General features: G+C 70.4%; 13 protein-coding genes, 1 tRNA gene and 1 pseudogene. 8 read left to right on the forward strand and 7 right to left on the reverse strand.

The window, feature by feature from the left end:
* Positions 1 to 56: 56 nt before the first annotated feature.
* The 4 genes from ACQEVG_RS03020 to ACQEVG_RS03035 form a co-directional block, all read right to left on the reverse strand.
* Positions 57 to 1,031 (reverse strand): ribose-phosphate diphosphokinase, encoded by a 975-nt coding sequence (locus ACQEVG_RS03020; protein ID WP_432984998.1) that lies wholly within the window; start codon positions 1,029 to 1,031, stop codon positions 57 to 59.
* Positions 1,032 to 1,140: 109 nt separating this feature from the next.
* A complete protein-coding gene (gene glmU / locus ACQEVG_RS03025; RefSeq protein ID WP_432976557.1) occupies positions 1,141 to 2,589 on the reverse strand; it encodes a bifunctional UDP-N-acetylglucosamine diphosphorylase/glucosamine-1-phosphate N-acetyltransferase GlmU in 1,449 nt (482 codons plus the stop codon).
* Between the two features lie 105 nt (positions 2,590 to 2,694).
* A tRNA-Gln gene (locus tag ACQEVG_RS03030) sits at positions 2,695 to 2,769 on the reverse strand.
* A gap of 8 nt (positions 2,770 to 2,777) precedes the next feature.
* Positions 2,778 to 3,662: a hypothetical protein gene (locus ACQEVG_RS03035; protein ID WP_432976560.1), complete on the reverse strand. Its 885-nt coding sequence runs from the start codon at positions 3,660 to 3,662 to the stop codon at positions 2,778 to 2,780.
* Between the two features lie 156 nt (positions 3,663 to 3,818).
* Here ACQEVG_RS03035 and ACQEVG_RS03040 point away from each other — a divergent pair, with 156 nt between their 5' ends.
* On the forward strand, positions 3,819 to 5,153 hold the full coding sequence (locus ACQEVG_RS03040) for a sensor histidine kinase (RefSeq protein WP_432976563.1): 1,335 nt from the start codon (positions 3,819 to 3,821) through the stop codon (positions 5,151 to 5,153).
* A gap of 148 nt (positions 5,154 to 5,301) precedes the next feature.
* Here ACQEVG_RS03040 and ACQEVG_RS03045 read toward each other — a convergent pair whose 3' ends face one another.
* Positions 5,302 to 5,793 carry an SUKH-3 domain-containing protein gene (locus ACQEVG_RS03045; RefSeq protein ID WP_432976566.1) on the reverse strand — a complete coding sequence of 164 codons (492 nt, stop codon included), beginning with the start codon at positions 5,791 to 5,793 and terminating at the stop codon, positions 5,302 to 5,304.
* Positions 5,794 to 5,803: 10 nt separating this feature from the next.
* The gene (locus ACQEVG_RS03050) at positions 5,804 to 6,319 is read right to left on the reverse strand and encodes a YwqJ-related putative deaminase (RefSeq protein WP_432976569.1); all 516 of its coding nucleotides are present in this window, start codon (positions 6,317 to 6,319) and stop codon (positions 5,804 to 5,806) included.
* 229 nt (positions 6,320 to 6,548) lie between these two features.
* On the opposite strand from ACQEVG_RS03050, the gene ACQEVG_RS03055 reads away from it, so the two are divergent.
* From ACQEVG_RS03055 to ACQEVG_RS03065, 3 genes are all read left to right on the forward strand, one after another.
* A complete protein-coding gene (locus ACQEVG_RS03055; protein ID WP_432976572.1) occupies positions 6,549 to 7,535 on the forward strand; it encodes an SMI1/KNR4 family protein in 987 nt (328 codons plus the stop codon).
* Positions 7,536 to 7,542: 7 nt separating this feature from the next.
* The gene (locus ACQEVG_RS03060; RefSeq protein ID WP_432976575.1) at positions 7,543 to 10,131 is read left to right on the forward strand and encodes an SUKH-4 family immunity protein; all 2,589 of its coding nucleotides are present in this window, start codon (positions 7,543 to 7,545) and stop codon (positions 10,129 to 10,131) included.
* A gap of 221 nt (positions 10,132 to 10,352) precedes the next feature.
* A complete protein-coding gene (locus ACQEVG_RS03065) occupies positions 10,353 to 11,243 on the forward strand; it encodes a cellulose-binding protein (RefSeq protein WP_432976578.1) in 891 nt (296 codons plus the stop codon).
* A gap of 45 nt (positions 11,244 to 11,288) precedes the next feature.
* Here ACQEVG_RS03065 and ACQEVG_RS03070 read toward each other — a convergent pair whose 3' ends face one another.
* Positions 11,289 to 12,881, reverse strand: a complete 1,593-nt coding sequence (locus tag ACQEVG_RS03070) for an MFS transporter (RefSeq protein WP_432985001.1) — start codon at positions 12,879 to 12,881, stop codon at positions 11,289 to 11,291.
* A gap of 386 nt (positions 12,882 to 13,267) precedes the next feature.
* Here ACQEVG_RS03070 and ACQEVG_RS03075 point away from each other — a divergent pair, with 386 nt between their 5' ends.
* The 4 genes and pseudogenes from ACQEVG_RS03075 to ACQEVG_RS03090 all read left to right on the forward strand — a co-directional run.
* The gene (locus ACQEVG_RS03075; protein WP_432976581.1) at positions 13,268 to 14,056 is read left to right on the forward strand and encodes an ABC transporter ATP-binding protein; all 789 of its coding nucleotides are present in this window, start codon (positions 13,268 to 13,270) and stop codon (positions 14,054 to 14,056) included.
* Complete coding sequence (locus ACQEVG_RS03080) at positions 14,053 to 16,626, forward strand: ABC transporter permease (RefSeq protein ID WP_432976585.1); 2,574 nt, start codon at positions 14,053 to 14,055, stop codon at positions 16,624 to 16,626. Before ACQEVG_RS03075 ends, ACQEVG_RS03080 begins: the two co-directional genes overlap by 4 nt.
* Positions 16,627 to 16,856: 230 nt before the next feature.
* Positions 16,857 to 20,387, forward strand: a complete 3,531-nt coding sequence (gene mfd / locus ACQEVG_RS03085) for a transcription-repair coupling factor (protein WP_432976588.1) — start codon at positions 16,857 to 16,859, stop codon at positions 20,385 to 20,387.
* A gap of 88 nt (positions 20,388 to 20,475) precedes the next feature.
* Positions 20,476 to 20,739 (forward strand): annotated as a pseudogene (locus ACQEVG_RS03090) (helix-turn-helix domain-containing protein); the annotation flags it as partial.
* Positions 20,740 to 20,824 lie beyond the last annotated feature (85 nt).

A 20,824-nucleotide genomic window follows, 5' to 3' on the forward strand; every position in this document is an offset into this window, starting at 1 on the left:
TCTGCGAGTCTACCCGGCGGGGAGGCCGTGCCCCAAAAGGATCTCTACGCGAAGATCTACTGCTCCTCGAAGAGGCTCGTCACCGAACCGTCCTCGAAGACCTCACGCACCGCGCGCGCGATCGTCGGCGCGATCGACAGCACCGTGATCTTGTCGAGCTCCAGATCACCCGGATCGGGCAGCGTGTTCGTAAAGATGAACTCACTGACCTTCGAGTTCTTCAGACGGTCCGCCGCCGGGCCCGACAGCACACCATGCGTCGCCGTCACGATGACGTCCTCCGCACCGTGCGCGAACAGCGCGTCGGCAGCGGCACAGATCGTGCCGCCGGTGTCGATCATGTCGTCGACCAGGACACAGACCCGGCCCTCGACATTGCCGACAACCTCGTGAACCGTGACCTGATTGGCCACATCCTTGTCACGACGCTTGTGAACGATCGCCAGCGGCGCGTCCAGCCGGTCGCACCAGCGGTCCGCCACCCGCACCCGGCCGGCGTCCGGAGAAACAACCGTCAGCTTCGACTTGTCGACCTTCGTCGCGACATAGTCGGCGAGAATCGGCAGCGCGAAGAGATGGTCGACCGGGCCGTCGAAGAAGCCCTGGATCTGGTCCGTGTGCAGATCGACCGTGAGAATGCGGTCGGCGCCCGCGGTCTTCATCAGATCGGCCACCAGACGAGCCGAGATCGGCTCACGACCACGGTGCTTCTTGTCCTGACGCGCATAGCCGTAAAACGGAACGATCACCGTGATGCTCCGGGCGGACGCCCGCTTCAGAGCATCGATCATGATGAGCTGTTCCATGATCCACTTATTGATCGGAGCCGTGTGGCTCTGGATCAAGAAGCAGTCCGCGCCACGCGCCGACTCCTGGAAGCGGACATAGATCTCGCCGTTCGCGAAGTCGAAAGCCTTCGTCGGCACGAGGCCCACACCCAGCTGGTGCGCGACCTCCTCGGCCAGCTCGGGGTGGGCGCGGCCGGAGAAGAACATCAGCTTCTTCTCGCCGGTCGTCTTGATCCCGGTCACAGCACTGTCTCCTAAGAGGGGTTCTCTGGCCGCGATCTGGACGTGCGCGAACCAGCCGAATTTATGTGCACGTATCACGGTACGCCGACTTGGACGCACCCGTTTCCGGTCAGTTTTCGCCTTCGCCCTGCTCCGCGGCCGCGGCAGCCGCCTGCGCGGACGCGCTCCCCGGCCGCTTACGGGCCACCCAACCCTCGATATTCCGTTGCTGGCCCCGGGCGACAGCCAGCGAACCAGCCGGCACATCCTTCGTGATGACCGAGCCCGCCGCCGTGTACGCGCCGTCCCCGACCGTGACAGGCGCCACAAACATGTTGTCCGAGCCCGTCTTGCAGTGCGAACCGATCGTCGTGTGGTGCTTGGCCTCACCGTCGTAGTTCACAAACACGCTCGCCGCGCCGATGTTCGTGTACTCGCCGATCGTCGCATCACCGACATACGACAGATGCGGCACCTTCGTACCCTCACCGACCGTCGCGTTCTTCATCTCCACATACGTACCGGCCTTGGCCTTCGCGCCAAGTCTCGTACCGGGACGGAGATACGCGTACGGACCCACCGAAGCGCCCTCGCCGATCTCGGCAGAATCCGCGACCGTGTTGTCCACGCGCGCCCCGCTGCCCACGACAGTGTCCTTCAGCCGGCTGTTCGGGCCGACCTCCGCATCCTCCGCGAGATGCGTCGAACCCAGCAGCTGCGTGCCCGGGTGAACAATCGCATCCCGCTCGAAGGTGACCGTCACATCGACAATGACGGAAGCCGGGTCGACGATCGTGACGCCCGCCGTCATCGCTCGCTCCAGCAGCCGCTCATTGAGCAGCCGACGCGCCTCCGCCAACTGCACACGGTTGTTGATGCCCAGAATCTCGCGGTGATCGGCGGCGACGGACGCACCGACCCGATGACCGGCCTCGCGCAGTATCCCCAGCACATCGGTGAGGTACTCCTCGCCCTGGCTGTTGTCCGTACGCACCTTGCCCAGCGCATCCGCGAGCAGCTGCCCGTCGAAGGCGAAAACCCCGGAGTTGATCTCCCGGACGGCGCGCTGCTCCTCGGTGGCGTCCTTGTGCTCGACGATCGCGGTGACCGCGCCGGTGACGCTGTCCCGCACGATCCGCCCGTAGCCGGTCGAGTCCGGCACCTCGGCGGTCAGTACGGTGACGGCATTGCCGTCGGCCGTGTGCGTCGCGGCGAGCGCGGTGAGGGTCTCGCCGGACAGCAGCGGGGTGTCGCCGCACACGACGACAACGGTGCCCTCGGGGGTCTGGCCGAGCTCTTCGAGCGCCATCCGGACGGCGTGCCCGGTGCCGTTCTGCTCGGCCTGGTAGGCGGTGCGGGTGCCGGCGTACTGCTCCGCGAGATGCCCCTTGACCCGCTCACTCGCATGACCCACAACGACGACGAGGTGCTCGGGGTCCAGCTCGCGGGCTGCGGAGACGACATGTCCGACGAGCGAGCGCCCGCAGATCTCGTGCAGGACCTTGGGGGTCTTCGACTTCATGCGGGTGCCCTCACCCGCTGCGAGGACGACGACGGCTGCCGGGCGGTTGGCGCTCACGGGAATGCCCTTCGGCTTCGGGTGGTGGACATCCGAAGGATACCGGGGGGATTCAGGGGTGAAATAAGGGCGGGTCCTGACCGAGGAGGTCAGGACCCGAACTTGTGGCTCCGCCGGCTGGATTCGAACCAGCGTCTCAAGGCTCCAAAGGCCTGCGGGATGCCGCTACCCCACGGCGGATGGCTCCCTCAAACCTTACCGGAGCGATCACCGGGCTTGCGTCGGGCGGTAGCAACGGTGGCCATACCGGACCACCACCCTTCGATGCGGCGGTACAAGTCGGCGCCCTGTGCCACTCGGACGACCAGGCAGCCTCGGTAATTCTCCCCGATGTTCTTCCGAACAGTCTTTGGGTTGTGCTTCTTCAGGGTCGTCTTCTGGAAGGTGGAGACATCGACGCCGACCAGTTCGGCCCAGTAGCGCTCTGCCGCTTCTGTGTCGGCGGACTCGTGGATCATCACGCGGTAACGCAGGTGCTCCGGCTTTACTCCGAGGAGGTCCAGCCAGGCGAGGTAGACCTCGATCACGTCCGTGTCGCTGTTGATGAACGTGACGTTTTCGCGGCGGTCGTACGGCTTGTCCTTCGAGCCCTCTGCCCAGTAGAGCGCGACACCAACGACGAAGAGGTCCCGGTCCGTCACGGAGCCGACCTCTCGTGCGGCTGCGGCTTTGGTCTGTTGGCGCTTGCCATCCCGAACTGCCAGCTCGTGCTCCCAGCGTTTCCGCGCGGCGAGCTTCGCTTGTTGGGAGGGGTCACGACGCTCCGGCTTCGGCAGGTCCCGCACCCACAACGAAATCGAGCCTTTCGAGCAGCCCAGCTCCACCTGTATCTGGTCGTAGGTCAGGCCCTGGAGCCGCAGCTCCCTCGCCTTCGCTCGCAGGTCGTCCTTCGCGTTCGGGCGCTTCGTCCACGCCGGTGGCGGTTCGCCCTCCAGCAGCCGGTTCAGGATGTCGTTGTTGTCGATGTGGAGGCGGTCGCGGATCTGGCGGCGGCTGAGGCCTTCCCGGCGCAGGGTGATCGCCTGTTCGCGCAGGCCCTCGAAGTCGGCGTACTTGCCGAGGATCTCTGTCATACGGTGATCGTCATCCGGAATACGGACGTCCGGGTCGAAAGCCCGCTCGATTCACGAGATCGTGCGATCCATGCACGTTTCGTACGTGTTCGATCGCGTTCCGTGCTGTCGAAACTCCCAGGAAAATGAGTCGCGCCCGCCCTTAGGCTGGACGACATGACCACAACGGGGGCACACCAGGACGCCACGGGCAGGCCAGCCCGTACCTGGCTGTGGTGGGGGCGGCGGCGCAGTGTCGTGCTGGACGCGGGGCTCGGGCTCGTCTCTGCTTTTGAGTGCGCTCTGGAAGGTGTCGGGTTCGCGGACAAGGCCGCGCTGCCCGTGCCGTTCGGGGTGTTGTTCGGGCTGATTGTCGGGGGAGTGCTGGTGCTGCGGCGGCGGTGGCCGATTGCCGTGGTGCTGGTGTCGATCGCGACCACGCCCGCGGAGATGGGCTATCTGATGGGCGTCGTCGGGCTGTACACGCTCGCCGCGTCCGACGTTCCGCGCCGGATCACCGCGGCGCTCGCGGGGATGTCGCTGGCCGCGACGTTGATCGTGACGTTCGTACGGGTGCGGCAGGACGTGCAGTCCGCGGACTTCGATCCGGAGCCGGGCGCGTGGTACGTGCCGACGATGGTGGGCTTCATGTCGGTCGGGCTGACCGCGCCGCCGGTGCTGCTCGGCCTCTACATAGGGGCCAGGCGCCGGCTGATGGAGAGTCTGCGGGACCGCGCCGACAGCCTGGAGCAGGAGCTGTCGCTGCTGGCCGACCGGGCGGAGCAGCGGGCCCAGTGGGCGCGTACGGAGGAGCGGACCCGGATCGCGCGCGAGATGCACGACGTCGTGGCGCACCGGGTGAGCCTGATGGTGGTGCATGCGGCCGCGCTGCAGGCGGTGGCCTTGAAGGACCCGCAGAAGGCTGTGAAGAACGCGGCGCTGGTGGGCGACATGGGGCGGCAGGCGCTGACGGAGCTGCGGGAGATGCTCGGGGTGCTGCGGGCGGGCGAGAGCGAGCAGCGGCGGGCGGCGCCGGTGCCGTTGGCGGCGGTGGGTGCGGCTGCTGCCGCGGCTGCTGCGGCCGCCGCGGACGACGGGCCGTGTCTGGCGGACATCGACGCGCTTGTCGGGCAGTCCCGGCAGGCCGGGATGGTCGTGGAGCTGGCTGTGCACGGCGAGGCGAAGGTGTATGCGCCGGAGGTCGAGCAGACCGCGTACCGGGTGGTTCAGGAGGCTCTGACGAACGTCCACAAGCATGCGGCGGGGGCGAAGGTGATGGTGCGCCTCGCGCACCGTGAGTCCGAGGTCGCGATGCAGGTGGAGAACGGCGCGCCGGACGCGGGTGGCGCGGCCGCGGCGGCGGGTCTGCCGAGCGGTGGCAACGGCCTGGTCGGCATGCGGGAGCGGGTGCTGGCGCTGGGTGGGGTCTTTGTGTCGGGTCCGACCGACGCGGGCGGTTTCCGGGTCTCGGCGGTGTTGCCGGACCGGGTCGGGGTCGCGGAGCCGGCCTGAGCGACCGGCCGGGTGCGGGCCTGGTGCGGCTCGGTTGTACGCGGCTCGGGTGCGGCTCGGTTGTGCGTGGCTCGGTTGTGCGTGGCCCGGTTGTGCGTGGCCGCCCGGGTGCGGGCGCGCTCCTGCGGGCCCGCCCGCTCCGGTGTTCTCAGTCCAGGGTCAGGCGGGCCGGCTGGATGCCTGTGACCAGGGTTGTCAGGGCGTGGTCGAGGTCCGGGCCCAGGTACCAGTCGCCCGTGTGGTCCAGGCTGTAGACGCGGCCCTCGGTGTCGATTGCCAGCACCGCCTGGTTGTCGCCCTCCTCGCCGAGCGGGGAGATCTCGGTGTTGAGCGCCCGGCCGAGGTCGGCCAGCGTACGGGCGAGGTGGAGCCCGGCCAGCGGGTCGAAGCGCACCGGGGTGGGGGCGGTCTGGCGGCCGGGGCCGGGGGATGTGATGCGCAGGCCGCCGAACTCCGCCCACGCCTCGACGGCTGCTGGGAAGACGATGTGCCGGTGGCCCGCTGGGGAGGCGTACGCGCGCAGCGTGTCGGCCCAGTGTTCGGCCTGCTTTATGTCCCAGCGGCCGGGCTGCCAGCCCGCCTCGCGCAGCGCGGCGTCGACCGCGACCGGGAATCGGGTGGTGCTGAGGTGGTCGCGCATTGGTGCGGGGTCAGCCGTTCTGGGGTGTGGTCGGGTCGACGGGGCGTACCCCGAAGTGGTCGAGCATCTCCGTACAGGAGCGGCAGGGTGGTGCGTAGCTGCCGTGCAGCGGGTCGCCGTCCTCGCGGATGCGGCGCGCGGTCAGTTTCGCCTGTTTGAGGGACCGCTTTGCCTCGCTGTGTGTCAGTGGTTTGCGTTGTGCCCGCTTCGAGCGCGCGGTCTCCGCCGCGGTCAGATGCCGTGAGAGCAGGATCGCCTCGGGGCAGCGGCCGGTGAAGCGTTCGCGCTGGCCGCTGGTGAGGGTGTCGAGGAAATCCTGGACGAGTGGGTGGAGTACGGGTGGCTGGTCGCCCTTCCCCGCGGTGCAGGTGAGGGTTTCGCCGCGTACGGAGAGTGCTGCGGCGACGGCGGGCAGGATGCCGTCGCGGCGGTGGTTCAGTGCGGGCGGGTGATGGGCCTCGGTGCTGCTCCAGCTGAGGCGTGGATCACCCGAGGTGCCCGACGCGCTTGGTTGCGCTGTGTGCATGGTGCTGTGGTCCCCTCCCGTGCACGCCCCCCAGTTGAGGGGACAGCCTGCCAAATGGGGCGGGTGGTGTGGAAGCTGGGGCACTGAAACGTGTCGACGTGTCGTCGATGCTTCCGCTTTCGGTCACTCGTATGTGACTGATCGTGATCGAAGTGGAGCGCTGGTTCCCTCTATTGCCCCACCGCTTAGGCTGTGCTGAACCAGTCAGAAGCAGCAGGGGGCAACCGCCATGACGACAGGTCGGCTCGGGCAGCAGCATGCCGCGCCACCGAACGCGGCCTACGCCGGGCAGGTCGTGAATTTCCCGGACCCGGTCCGGGCTTCCCGCCACCCCAGGGGCGTGCGCGTGGACGAGCACGGCTATCCGGACTTCTCGCCGTACGCGCGCGCGGCCGCGGAGATCGCCGAACCCCCGCAGGGCTTCGGCATCGACGAGCTGCGGCTCACCGACTATGTGTCGGCGAACGCGGCGCTGCACGCCGACGGCCATGCGTTGTGGGACACGATTGCCTCGGTCGCCACTCCGCACGGCTGGACCTGGCACCATGTGCCGGGCACTCGCCGTCTTGAGCTGGTGCCGGTCGAGGTGAAGGCGCTGCTGCGGCATCACGGGGGTCTGGCGACGGCGCCGGTGGACCAGGGCAAGCGGGGCACGCGGCCGTTGCAGGAGACCCGGCCCACGCACTTCGGGCTGCCCAAGGGTGCGGTCTCGGTGACCGAGCAGCAGCTGCTGGGCGTCGAGGAGGACTTGGGCTATCGGCTGCCCGGCGCGTACCGCACGTTCCTGAAGGCGGCCGGTGGGTGTGCCCCGGTCGGGGCGGCGCTCGACGCCGACTCGGGGCTGCTGGTCGACCAGCCGTTCTTCACGGTGCGGGACGAGGCCGCGGTCAATGATCTGGTGTACGTCAACAAGTGCCTGCGGGACCATCTCACCAAGGACTACCTGGGTGTTGCGTTCGTTCAGGGCGGGATCCTGGCCGTGAAGGTCAGGGGTTCGGCGGCCGGCTCGGTGTGGTTCTGCGCGTACGACGACGCGCGGGACCAGGACGGGTGGAACGTGCAGGAGCGTGTGGAGCGGCTGTTGCTGCCGTGCGGCGACGACTTCGACGGTTTTCTGCAGCGTCTTGCGGGCAATCCGCCGGAGCTGGAGACCGTGGCGAACCTGATGGTGGACGGCGGCTTCGCGCGCGCCGTCCCGATTTCGGACGAGGGGTGACGGTCCGATGGTGACCTTCGCGCAGGCGCAGGAGCGCGCGGAAGAGTGGGTCAACGGCGATGTGCCCGCCTATCAGCACCGCGAGGTGCGGGTGCGGGAGTTCGAGCTGGGCTTCGTGGTGTGGGCGGAGGACCGCGAGGGCGGTGTGCGCTCGGACGGCGGGCAGCAGCGTCTGGTGATCGCCCGGGACAGTGGTGAGGCGACGCTGTGGCCGGGGCTGCCGGTGGGTGAGGTGATCCGCCGGTACGAGGAGGAGTACGGGGCGCAGGAGGAGGCTCCGGCGGCGCCGGAGCCGCCGCAGCGGATCGATCTGAACCAGACGTCGTTCCTGTTGAGCCCGCCGGAGTGGCTCCAGGACGCGGCGGACAAGCTGGGGATCCCGGACCGGCGTTCGCCGCAGTCCGGGGAGTCTGTGGCGGCTTCGGGGGCGTCCGCGGCTGCGGCTGCGCCGTCGTCCGCGCCGTCCTCGGCGCCCTCTTCTGCGCCTTCGTCCGGGGCCGACTGGTCGGCAGCCGCTGCCGCTTCGGGCACCACGGGCCCCAACGCCTCGCAGGCTGGCGGGAGTTCGTCCGCGTCGGGGCCGGTGTGGCCCGATGCCGGTTCTTTGGGTGGCGGCGCCTCGCAGGGCGGGGCCGGGTGGCCCAGCGCCGGTGGTGGCGACTACGAGCCGACGGCTTCCGACGGGGTTCCTCCGGCACCGTCCGGGGCCACGCCGTGGACGGACACCAGCGCGGCCGGTTCCGGCGATGGGTCAGTGCCGTTGCCGGCGACGGTGTTCGCGCCGCCGATCTCCGGGGCCGACGACGATGACACTCCGCCGCCCGTGGTGGGCGCGGACGCGCCGACGGCGTTGATGTCGGGTGGCAGTGGTCTGCCGCGGACGACGGTTTCCCCGGCGCTGAACCAGCCGGGTCCTGGCGCGCCGTCCGGCCCGGGTGTGCCGTCCGGCCCGGGTGTGCCGTCCGGCCCGGCTGTGCCGCCCGGTCCGGGTGCGCCCGGGGCCAGTGACATCGCGGACGCGGCGACGAGCAAGGCGGCGGTGCCGCCGCGCGGTTCGCGCGGCAGCGGTTCCACGACTCCGCCGCCGCCAGGCGCCCCCGGTATTCCGGGTGCGCGGCCGGGTGCGACTCCGCCGGGCCCGCCCGGGGCTCCGGGTGCTCCCGGTGCGGCGGCCGGCTATCTGCCGACGCAGCTTGTCTCGCAGCTCGGCGAGGGCCCGCAGCCCCCCGGTCCGCCCGGGGCTCCGCAGCCGCCCGGTCCGCCCGGTCCGCCGCCTGGTTCCACGCCGCCGCCGGGTGGTGGCGTGCACCATGCCGCGACGATGCTCGCGGACCCGAGTCAGATGGGTCCGGGTGCGCCGCAGCCCCCCGGTCCGCCCGGGGCTCCGCAGCCTCCGGGTCCGCCCGGTCCGCCGCCTGGTTCCACGCCACCGCCGGGTGGTGGCGTGCACCATGCCGCGACGATGCTCGCCGGCCCCGCCCAGATGGGCCCCGGCGCGCCCCAGCCGCCCGGCCCGCCCGGTGCGCCTCCTGGCCCGCCGCCCGGTCCCGTACCGCATGCGCCGCAGCCCCCGCACGGCGGTCAGCCGCCCGCGTACGGCTATCCGCAGCAGCCGACCGGTCAGCCGACCGTCGGCCCCGGCTACCAGGCCGTGCTGCGCTACCGCGCGCCCGACGGCTCCGAGGCCCAGCTGATCCGCCGCTCGGCGCCGGGTACTCCGCATCCGGAGTGGCAGATCCTGCATGAGCTGCGTGCCATGAACGTGCCGCCGCAGCAGGTGCTCGAGCTGCACACCGAGCTGGCGTCGTGCGAGCTGCCCGGCGGCTACTGCGCCCGGATGATCCGGGAGACCTGGCCGCAGGTGCGGATCACCTCCGTCGCGCCGTACGGCAGGGACCACGCCAGCCGGCAGCAGGGCATGCAGCATCTGCTCACCCACCAGGGCGAGTTGCACCAGGTCGCGGACGGCCCGGCGCGCCCCGCGCCGGTGCGGGCGCCGCTGCCGCAGCTGCCGCCGGCGCCGCCGATTCCCCCGGAGGGGATCGCGCAGGAGCTGGTGGCCGCGTTCGGGCCGCAGGGCATCTGCCGGTTCGACCAGCGGGCCGTTTCGCGTCAGGGCGTGCCGGAGATCGTCGCGGCCACGCTGGTGTGGGCGGGGCTGCCGGGTGACTTCAACCCGTTCTTCTGGGCGCAGCCCGCGCAGCCGGTCGTCCCGACGCTGGCGGAGCTGGCGGCGCAGCGGCAGGTGCAGCCCGCGGCCGACGCGGGTTCGTATCTGGTGGTGGGCAGCGACTTCGGCCGGGCGATCTGCGTTCAGTACGGCACGGCGCACATCGTGGCGGTGCCGGTGGAGGCGGGCCCGGGCGGTCAGCCGGTGGCGCCGCAGTTCGTGAACAGCGGGCTGCCGGAGTTCGTACGCTGCCTGGCGCTGCTCGGCCGGATGTGGCGGCTGCGGTTCAACCTCAACCCGGAGCAGGCCGGCCGTTGGACGGTCGACTTCCAGGCGCAGCTCGCGGCGCTGGACCCGGCTGCGCTGGCTTCGCCGGAGAGCTGGTGGTCGGTGCTGCTCGAGCAGATGTGGGACGGACTGTTGTAGTCCGGCACTCGTAGATCACCGGGGCGTCCGGCCTGCTGCGGCAGGCCGGGCGCCCCTGGCTTTTGCCCCCGACAGGTCTGATTCCGACTTCCTTCTTCCTTCTTTTGAGAAATGGCGTACCTCTGACCGCCGCGGCTGGTGGAGTGTCGGTTATGGGTACTTCGCTGCGATCGAGCAGTATGTGCGCCAATCGCGTTGTCTGTCGGAGAGGGGCTTGAAGGATGGGTGCTGCATCGGTGTCACCTCACGGCTTCGTCGCCGTGCGTGGCCGTGGCTACCGCATGGAGGAGGCCGACGCCTATGTCACCGCGCTGTCCCAGAACCGCGACGACGCGTGGGAACGTGCCGCACGCCTCACCGTGCTCGCGCGGGACATGGAGGCTGAGGCGGCCGGCCTGCGCGAGGTGGTCTCCGTCCTCGTCCCGCAGACGTACGAGACGCTCGGCACGCGCGCCCAGTACCTGCTGGCGGTCGCCGAGGAGGAGGCCGAGGAAGTGCGCACCGCGGCCGGGGAAGCGGCGCAGGGTCTGATCGAGGCGGCCGACGCGGCGGCCCGGCAGACGCGTGACGCGGCCCGCGCACAGGCCGAGACGGTACGGGCGGACGCCGACGCGCGGGTCCAGCAGATCCTGCTCGCGGCGCAGGCGGAGGCCGACGAGACCCGTGTCGAGGCCCGCCGCCAGGTGAAGGAGCTGCGCGGCGAGGCGGTGGCCGCCTGGAAGGAGATGCGCCGCCGGGCCGAGGGCATGCTGGCCGAGCTGGAGCAGGAGCAGGCCGAACGCCGGGAAGTGATGGAGCGTGAACTGGCGGACTGCGAGGCCGCGTTGGACGCCCACCACGCCGAGCTCACGGCCTGCGCCGAGGCCGGCCTCTCGGCGGCCGAGCGAACCTTCGCGGAGGCGCAGGAGTGTGCCCGCCACGGCCAGGAGGACGCGGAGGCGCGGGCCGCGGAGCTGATTGCCGAGGCCCGGGTCCACGAGGAGCGGATCGGGCGGGACGTGGAGCGGGCGTTGCGGCAGCACGAGGAGTCGCGCGAGGAGATGCAGGCGCATATGGCGCACATCCGCAACAGCCTGGCGGCACTGACGGGCCGTGCGGCGGCGGAGGGCTGACCGAGCCCTCGCGGGCACCGGTGTCGCCGGCGATCGCACAATCCCCTACCGCACAGGGGCAACCGGCTTCGGCTCGTCGAGTACGGGGAAGCGGCGCGGGGCCACGAAGATCAGGATCAGCAGAGCGACGCCGGCCGCCGCCGCGGCGCCCACGTACACGTAGTCCACCGCCGCGTCCACGGCCCGCCGCAGCTGGTCCGTCGCCGCGGCCGTCATCGACGACGGGTCGGCGAGCGCGTGCGCGACCGAGTCCAGGTCGCCCGTGCCGCCCAGGCGGTCGGCGAGGACGGCGTTGGCCACGGCACCGAACAGCGCCGCGCCCACGCTCTGGCCGACCTGGCGGCAGAAGAGTACGGACGCGGTCGTCGTGCCGCGCTGCGACCAGCCGACCGTCGACTGGACGCCGACGATCAGCGGCAGCTGGAAGAGGCCGAGCGCCGCGCCGAGCAGCAGCATGATCAGGGCCGGCTGCCAGGGTTCGCCGGGGAAGGGGAGGAGAGGGAAGGCCGCGAGGATCAGGCCGGCCAGCGTGATGCCGATGATCGCGGTCCGGCGGAAGCCGATCCGGGTGTAGACCCGGTTCGCCAGTGCCGCGCTGACGGGCCAGCTCAGCGTCATTACCGACAGCACGAAGCCCGCCGCTATCGGGCCGAGGCCGAGCACCGATTGCGCGTACGTCGGGAGGAAGACGGTGGGGGCCACCATCAGCAGGCCCAGCGCGCCGAGTGCCAGGTTCACCGCGGCGATGGTGCGCCGCCGCCAGACCCAGCCGGGGATGATCGGCTCCGCGGCCCGCCGTTCGATGACAACGATGACGGCGACGAGGACCGCGCTCGCGCCGAACAGCGCGAGTGACGGCGCGGACAGCCACGGCCAGGCGATGCCGCCCTGGACGAGTGCGGTGAGCAGGAGTGTGCCCGCCGCGAAGATGGCCAGTGCGCCCGGCCAGTCGATACGGGGGCGGGCGGCCGGTCGCGTACGGGACGGCTCACGCAGATGACGGGCGATCAGCCAGAGCGCGACCGCGCCCACGGGGAGGTTGATCAGGAAGATCCAGCGCCAGTCGGCGTACGAGGCGAGCAGCCCGCCGACCGCGGGCCCGGCGACGGCCGAGACCGCCCACACGGTCGACAGCCTGGCCTGGATCCTGGGGCGTTCCTTCAGCGGGTAGAGGTCGGCCGCGATGGTCTGGACGGTGCCCTGCAGCGCCCCGCCGCCCAGTCCCTGGACCACACGGAAGGCGATCAGCGCGGCCATGTTCCAGGCGGCGGCGCACAGCACCGAGCCGGCGAGGAAGAGGGCGATGCCGGCGATCAGGACCGGCTTGCGGCCGAAGGTGTCGGAGAGCTTTCCGTACACGGGGAGCGTGACGGTCACAGCGAGGAGATAGCCGGAGAAGAGCCAGGAGAAGACGGTGAAGCCGCCGAGGTCGCCGACGATTTGGGGGACGACGGTGGAGACGATGGTTCCGTCGAGCGCGGCGAGCGCCATCCCGAGCATGAGCGCGGCGACGACGGGCCCACGGCGCGGGGCGTCGGTGCCGGGTGTGTCGGTCGCTGGTTTCGTGTGGGTGGCGGGCCGGGTGCCGGTTCCCGACCCGGTCGCGGCACCAGGGGCCGCCGGTCGCCTCGCCCGTATGTCCTCCGGATCGTCCGTGCTTCCCTCCGCGCTCACCCCAGGATCCTTTCCCCCTGCATGTATTTTCCCGGGACACCATCTCACTTGAGCCTCACGCAGGGGGAGGGTGCAGGCTCAAGCCGTGCGGATCCACCCGGAGGTGGAGTCCCCCTAGGGGCTCCTCCTTACTGATGGCCAGGGGAGGTTCGTCCCGGGGGACGAGGAGAGGCGGAGATCGATTCCTTAGGTTGGTCTTACGGCCGCAGCTGAGGGCCCGCACCACCAGGGGGGTGGGGAAAACCCCCGGCTCAAGACTGCGCTGCGCACCAGCGACCCGGGGCGTCTTCGCCGACAGACTCAAACCGTACGCGGCGACACTCGATCATCACCGACATAGGAGAAATACCGTGACAACGGCTGTGACCATTCCTCGGCACGGGGGCACCGGAGGGAGTACGGCCGTGGCCGCGCGTGGGCGGCAGGTCGTCAAGGCATACGGCTCCGGGGAGACCCGAGTCGTCGCCCTCGACCACGTCGATGTCGACATCGCCCGCGGGCAGTTCACCGCGATCATGGGCCCCTCCGGGTCCGGCAAGTCGACGCTGATGCACTGCCTGGCGGGCCTCGACACCGTCACCTCGGGCAAGATCTACCTCGACGAGACCGAGATCACCGGGCTCAAGGACAAGAAGCTCACGCAGCTGCGCCGGGACCGTATCGGCTTCATCTTCCAGGCCTTCAATCTGCTGCCGACGCTCAACGCCCTGGAGAACATCACCCTTCCCATGGACATCGCCGGCCGTAAGCCGGACGCCGCCTGGCTGAACCGGGTCGTCGAGACCGTGGGCCTGTCCGAGCGCCTCAAGCACAGGCCCACCCAGCTCTCCGGCGGCCAGCAGCAGCGTGTCGCGGTGGCCAGGGCGCTCGCCGCCCGACCCGAGATCATCTTCGGCGACGAGCCGACCGGAAACCTCGACTCCCGCGCGGGCGCAGAGGTGCTGGGCTTTCTGCGCCGTTCGGTCGACGAGCTGGGCCAGACCATCGTGATGGTCACACACGACCCGGTGGCCGCCTCGTACGCGGACCGGGTCCTCTATCTCGCCGACGGCCGGATAGTCGACGAGATGTTCCGGCCGACCGCCGACGCCGTACTGGACCGGATGAAGGACTTCGACGCGCGGGGGCGGACGTCGTGACCGTACTCAGGACCTCCCTGCGCAACTTCTTCGCGCACAAGGGGAGAATGGCGCTCTCGGCGGTGGCGGTGCTGCTGTCCGTCGCCTTTGTGTCGGGGACGCTCGTTTTCACCGACACGATGAACGCGACGTTCGACAAGCTCTTCGCCGCGACCGCGTCCGACGTCACCGTCAGCCCCAAGGGCGCCGGCGACGACGACGCCCCGCAGACCGGCAAGCCCGAGTCGCTGCCCGCCTCGCTCGTCCAGAAGGTGGCGGGCGCCAAGGGCGTGAAGTCCGCCGAGGGCTCGGTCACCAGCATGAGCGTGACCGTCGTCAACTCGCGGAACAAGGACATGGGTTCCAGCACCGGTGCTCCGACGATCGCCGGCAACTGGAACCAGAACGACCTCAAGGCGATGGAGATCAGCTCCGGCCACGCGCCGCGCGGCCCCACCGAGGTGATGGTCGACGCCGACACCGCCGAGAAGCACGATCTGAAGCTCGGCGACGAACTGCGCACCATCTCCGTCACCGGCGACCTCACCGCCAAGATCTCCGGCATCGCCTCCTTCAAGGTCACCAACCCCGGTGCGGCGGTCGTCTACTTCGACACCGCCACCGCCCAGCGTGAACTGCTCGGCAAGGAAGGCCTGTTCACAGGTGTCTCGGTCACCGCCGCGGCGGGTATCAGCGACGAGCAGCTCAAGCAGAACGTCGCCGAGGTGCTCGGCAGCGGCACATACAAGCTGCAGACGGCGAAGGAGTCCGCCGACTCCAACCGTGAGGACGTCGGCTCCTTCCTCAAGGTGATGAAGTACGCGATGCTCGGCTTCGCCGGTATCGCCCTCCTCGTCGGCATCTTCCTGATCGTCAACACCTTCTCGATGCTGGTCGCCCAGCGCACCCGCGAGATCGGCCTGATGCGGGCGATCGGCTCCAGCCGCAAGCAGGTCAACCGCTCCGTCCTGGTCGAGGCGCTGCTGCTCGGCATCGTCGGATCCATCGCGGGCGTCGCCGCCGGAGTGGGCCTGGCCGTGGGGCTGATGAAGCTGATGGGTTCCATGGGCATGGAGCTGTCCACCAGGGACCTGACCGTGAAGTGGACGACCCCGGCGGTCGGCCTCGTCCTCGGCATTGTCGTCACCGTTGTCGCCGCGTACGTCCCGGCGCGCCGGGCCGGCAAGGTCTCCCCGATGGCGGCCCTGCGCGAATCCGGTACGCCGGCCGACGGCAAGGCGGGCTGGATCCGGGCCGCGATCGGCCTGGTCCTCACGGGCGGTGGCGCGGCCGCGCTGCTGGTCGCCACCCAGGCCGACAAGGCGAGCGAGGGCTCGATGTTCCTCGGACTCGGCGTGGTCCTCTCGCTCATCGGCTTCGTGGTCATCGGCCCGCTGCTCGCCGGTGTCGTGGTGCGGGCGCTCAGCGCCGTCGTACTGCGGATGTTCGGCTCGGTCGGGCGGCTCGCCGAGCGCAACGCCCTGCGCAACCCTCGCCGTACGGGAGCCACGGGCGCGGCCCTGATGATCGGCCTCGCCCTGGTGGCGTGCCTGTCGGTGGTCGGTTCCTCGATGGTCGCCTCGGCGACACAGGAGCTCGACAAGTCGGTCGGCGCGGACTTCATCATCTCGTCCCCCAAGGGGCAGCCGATCATGCCGCAGGTCGAGAAGGCCCTGAACAAGACCCGGTACATCGACCATGTCACCAACTACAAGGAGGTCATGACCAAGCTGACCGCCCCGGACGGCAGGACCGAGGACGAAGGTCTGATCGCCGCCGACCCGACGTACGCGCAGGACCTGCGCCGCGAGATGGTCGCGGGCGAGCTCTCGGCGGCGTACGGCAAGAACGCCATGTCGGTCGGTGACGCGTACGCCAAGGAGCACGGCGTCAAGGTCGGCGACAAGATCAAGGTCGCGTTCAAGAACGGCCGGACCGCCGAACTGAAGGTCGCGGCGATCACGTCCGACGACACGAACGTCGACAAGGGCGCGATGTACCTCAACATCACGACCGCCGCGCAGTACGTGCCCGCCGACAGGATGCCGAAGAACGTGATCATGTTCGCGTCGGCGCAGGACGGCAAGGAGAAGGAGGCGTACGCGGCGCTCAAGGCGTCGGTCGCCAAGTATCCGCAGTACAAGGTGCAGAACCAGGCCGACTTCAAGCAGGAGCTGAAGGACCAGGTCGGCCAGCTGCTCAACATCGTCTACGGCCTGCTGGCGCTCGCGATCATCGTCGCGGTGCTGGGCGTGGTGAACACGCTGGCCCTGTCGGTGGTCGAGCGGACCCGGGAGATCGGCCTGATGCGGGCGATCGGCCTATCGCGCCGCCAGCTGCGCCGGATGATCCGCCTGGAGTCGGTGGTCATCGCCCTCTTCGGCGCCCTGCTCGGCCTCGGTCTGGGCATGGGCTGGGGCACGGCGGCCCAGAAGCTGCTGGCGCTGGAGGGTCTGGGGGTCCTGCAGATCCCGTGGTCGACGATCATCACGGTCTTCGTGGCCTCGGCGTTCGTGGGCCTGTTCGCGGCCCTGGTCCCGGCCTTCAGGGCGGGCCGGATGAACGTACTGAACGCGATCGCCACGGAGTAGGGGCGGGGGAGGTTCTGTCCGGCCGGTGACCGGCGGGCGACCGCATCTGACCTGCCGGTTCCGCCACCGCGCGAGCGGGGTGGCGGACGCCGGAGCGTGCGGGGGCGCGGAAGCGGACGGCGGGTGTCGCACCCACGTCGTACGCTGGAGACCCCCGGCCCGTTCGACGTGTCGGGCGGTTCGCGTTGCCCACCCCCCGCCCCAGTCTCGCCCTCGGATGGAAGCCCTTCATGAGCCTGCACGGTCTGCTCGATGCCGTCGTACGTGACCCGTCGCTAGCCGAAGCGGTGAAGACGGCGGGCGACGGTCACCGGATGCATGTCGATCTGGTCGGCCCGCCCGCCGCGCGCCCCTTCGCGGTGGCCGCGCTCGCCCGCGAGACCGGCCGGCCGGTGCTGGCCGTCACGGCGACCGGGCGGGAGGCCGAGGATCTTGCGGCCGCGCTGCGTTCGCTGCTGCCGGAGGAGGGCATCGCCGAGTACCCCTCCTGGGAGACCCTGCCGCACGAGCGGCTCTCGCCCCGCTCCGACACCGTGGGCCGCCGGCTGGCCGTGCTGCGCCGGCTGACCCACCCGTCGAAGGACGACCCGAGCGCCGGACCGGTCTCGGTCGTCGTCGCGCCGATCCGTTCCGTACTGCAGCCGCAGGTCAAGGGGCTCGGGGAGCTGGAGCCCGTGGCATTGCGCACCGGGCAGCAGGCCGATCTGAACGAGGTCGTGGACGGCCTCGCGGCCGCCGCGTACTCCCGGGTCGAACTGGTCGAGAAGCGCGGCGAGTTCGCCGTCCGCGGCGGCATCCTCGATGTCTTCCCGCCGACCGAGGAGCACCCCCTTCGGGTGGAGTTCTGGGGCGACGACGTCGAAGAGATCCGCTATTTCAAGGTCGCGGACCAGCGTTCGCTGGAGGTCGCCGAGCACGGGCTGTGGGCGCCGCCCTGCCGCGAGCTGCTGCTGACCGAGGACGTACGGCAGAGGGCCGCGGCCCTCGCCGAAGCGCACCCCGAGCTGGGCGAGCTGCTCGGCAAGATCGCCGAGGGCATCGCGGTCGAGGGCATGGAGTCCCTCGCACCGGTCCTCGTCGACGACATGGAGCTGCTGCTCGATGTGCTGCCCGAGAGGTCCATGGCCGTGGTCTGCGACCCGGAGCGGGTCCGCACCCGGGCCGCGGACCTGGTGGCCACCAGCCAGGAGTTCCTGCTGGCGTCCTGGGCCGCGACCGCCGGCGGGGGCGTGGCCCCGATCGATGTCGGCGCGGCCTCCCTGTGGGGGATGGCCGATGTCCGGGACCGGGCGCGCGAGCTGGGCATGATGTGGTGGTCCGTGTCCCCCTTCGCGGCGGACGAGGAGCTGGCGGACGACACGATCAAGCTGGGGATGCACGCCCCGGAGGTGTACCGCGGCGACACCGCGCGGGCGCTCGCCGACACCAAGGGCTGGCTGGCGGACGGCTGGCGGACGGTGTTCGTGACGGAGGCGCACGGCCCCGCGGCCCGCACTGTCGAGGTGCTGGGCGGCGAGGGCATCCCGGCCCGCCTGGAGGCGGAGCTCGGCGAAATCTCGCCGTCCGTCGTCCATGTCGCGTGCGGCTCCATCGACTACGGCTTCGTGGACCCGGCGCTCAAGCTGGCCGTTCTCACGGAGACGGACCTCTCCGGCCAGAAGGCGGCCGGCAAGGACGGCCAGCGGATGCCCACCCGGCGCCGCAAGACGATCGACCCGCTCACCCTGGAGACGGGCGACTACATCGTGCACGAGCAGCACGGCGTGGGCCACTACATCGAGATGGTGCAGCGCACTGTCCAGGGCGCCACGCGGGAATACCTGCTGGTGGAGTACGCGCCGGCGAAGCGCGGCCAGCCCGGCGACCGGCTGTACATCCCCACGGACCAGCTGGAGCAGGTCACCAAGTACGTCGGCGGCGAGGCTCCGACGCTGCACCGGCTCGGCGGCGCGGACTGGACGAAGACCAAGGCGCGTGCCAAGAAGGCCGTGAAGGAGATCGCGGCCGACCTGATCAAGCTGTACTCCGCCCGGATGGCGGCGCCCGGCCATGCCTTCGGTGCGGACACCCCCTGGCAGCGGGAGCTGGAGGACGCCTTCCCGTACGTGGAGACCCCCGACCAGCTGAGCACCATCGCCGAGGTCAAGGAGGACATGGAGAAGACGGTCCCCATGGACCGCCTGGTCTGCGGCGACGTCGGTTACGGAAAGACGGAGATCGCGGTACGGGCCGCGTTCAAGGCCGTCCAGGACGGCAAGCAGGTCGCGGTCCTGGTCCCGACGACCCTGCTCGTACAGCAGCACTTCGGCACGTTCTCCGAGCGCTACTCCCAATTCCCGGTGAATGTGAGGGCGTTGTCGCGCTTCCAGTCCGACGCGGAGGCGAAGGCGACCCTTCAGGGGCTGCGGGACGGCGCGGTCGACATCGTGATCGGCACGCACCGCCTCTTCTCCGCCGAGACAAAGTTCAAGGACCTGGGACTGGTCGTCGTCGACGAGGAGCAGCGCTTCGGCGTCGAGCACAAGGAGCAGCTGAAGAAGCTGCGCGCCAACGTCGACGTACTGACGATGTCCGCGACCCCGATCCCCCGTACTTTGGAGATGGCGGTCACCGGCATCCGCGAGATGTCGACGATCACCACCCCGCCGGAGGAGCGCCACCCGGTGCTCACCTTCGTGGGACCCTACGAGGAGAAGCAGCTCGGCGCGGCCATCCGCCGTGAACTGCTGCGCGAGGGCCAGGTCTTCTACATCCACAACCGCGTGGAGTCGATCGACCGGGCGGCTGCCCGGCTGCGCGACATCGTGCCCGAGGCCCGTATCGCGACCGCGCACGGCCAGATGCCCGAGTCGGCGCTCGAGCAGGTCGTGGTGGACTTCTGGGAGAAGAAGTTCGACGTCCTTGTCTCCACGACGATCGTCGAGTCCGGCATCGACATCTCCAACGCGAACACTCTGATCGTGGAGCGCGGCGACAATTTCGGTCTCTCGCAGCTGCATCAGCTGCGTGGCCGGGTGGGCCGGGGCCGCGAGCGCGGCTACGCCTACTTCCTGTATCCGCCGGAGAAGCCGCTCACCGAGACCGCCCACGAGCGCCTCGCGACGATCGCCCAGCACACCGAGATGGGCGCGGGCATGTATGTCGCGATGAAGGACCTGGAGATCCGCGGCGCGGGCAATCTGCTGGGCGGCGAGCAGTCCGGCCATATCGCGGGCGTCGGCTTCGACCTGTACATCCGCATGGTGGGGGAGGCGGTGGCGGACTACCGCGCCGCGGTCGACGGCGGAGTGGAGGAGGAGCCCCCGCTCGAGGTCAAGATCGAGCTCCCGGTCGACGCGCATGTCCCGCACGACTACGCGCCGGGCGAGCGGCTGCGCCTGCAGGCCTACCGCGCGATCGCCTCGGCGAACAGCGAGGAGGACATCAAGGCGGTCCGCGAGGAACTCACCGACCGCTACGGCAAGCTTCCGGAGCCCGTCGAGAACCTGCTGCTGGTGGCGGGCCTGCGGATGCTGGCCCGCGCCTGCGGAGTCGGCGAGATCGTGCTCCAGGGGCCGAACATCCGCTTCGCACCGGTGGAGTTGAGGGAGTCGCAGGAGCTGCGGCTGAAGCGCCTGTATCCGCGTACGGTGATCAAGCCGGCGCTGCACCAGGTGCTGGTGCCGCGCCCGACGGCGGGGAAGATCGGCGGGAAGCCGGTGGTGGGGCGTGAACTGCTGGCGTGGACGGGGGAGTTCCTGACCACGATCCTGGGGTCGTAGCGCGACAGAACTCCTACGGGCAACCTACGCCTCGTCCTCGGCGGCTGCCGGGGCGCGCCGGGGCCGGGGGTCGTCCCCGGAGTGGGAGCCGGACCTGAACGTCAGGCCCGTCAGAGCGCGGAAGACCTCCTCGGGGTCGCGGTCGCCCACCGGCCGCACGGCCACACCGGCCGGGCGCGAACTGCGGGCCGAGGTCGAGCGGCGTACGGACGAGCTGGCCGCCGCGCCCTGGGCGGCGCTCGGCGCCGAGGACCGGGACCGGCTCACGGAGCTGCTCGGGACGCTGTGGGTCGAGGTGCTGAGCGCCGGTGTGCTGCCCGCCGAGACGACCCTCGGCATCGGCACGGTGTGAGGCCCGGGCAGGCGGGGGCCCCGAACGCCACACCGCCCGCGGGGGCCGGCTCGGCTCCGCGGGCGGTGCGTGTGCGTATGTATCT

Source organism: Streptomyces sp. CA-135486 (assembly GCF_050936555.1).
In the GTDB taxonomy this organism is placed as follows: Bacteria; Actinomycetota; Actinomycetes; order Streptomycetales; family Streptomycetaceae; genus Streptomyces.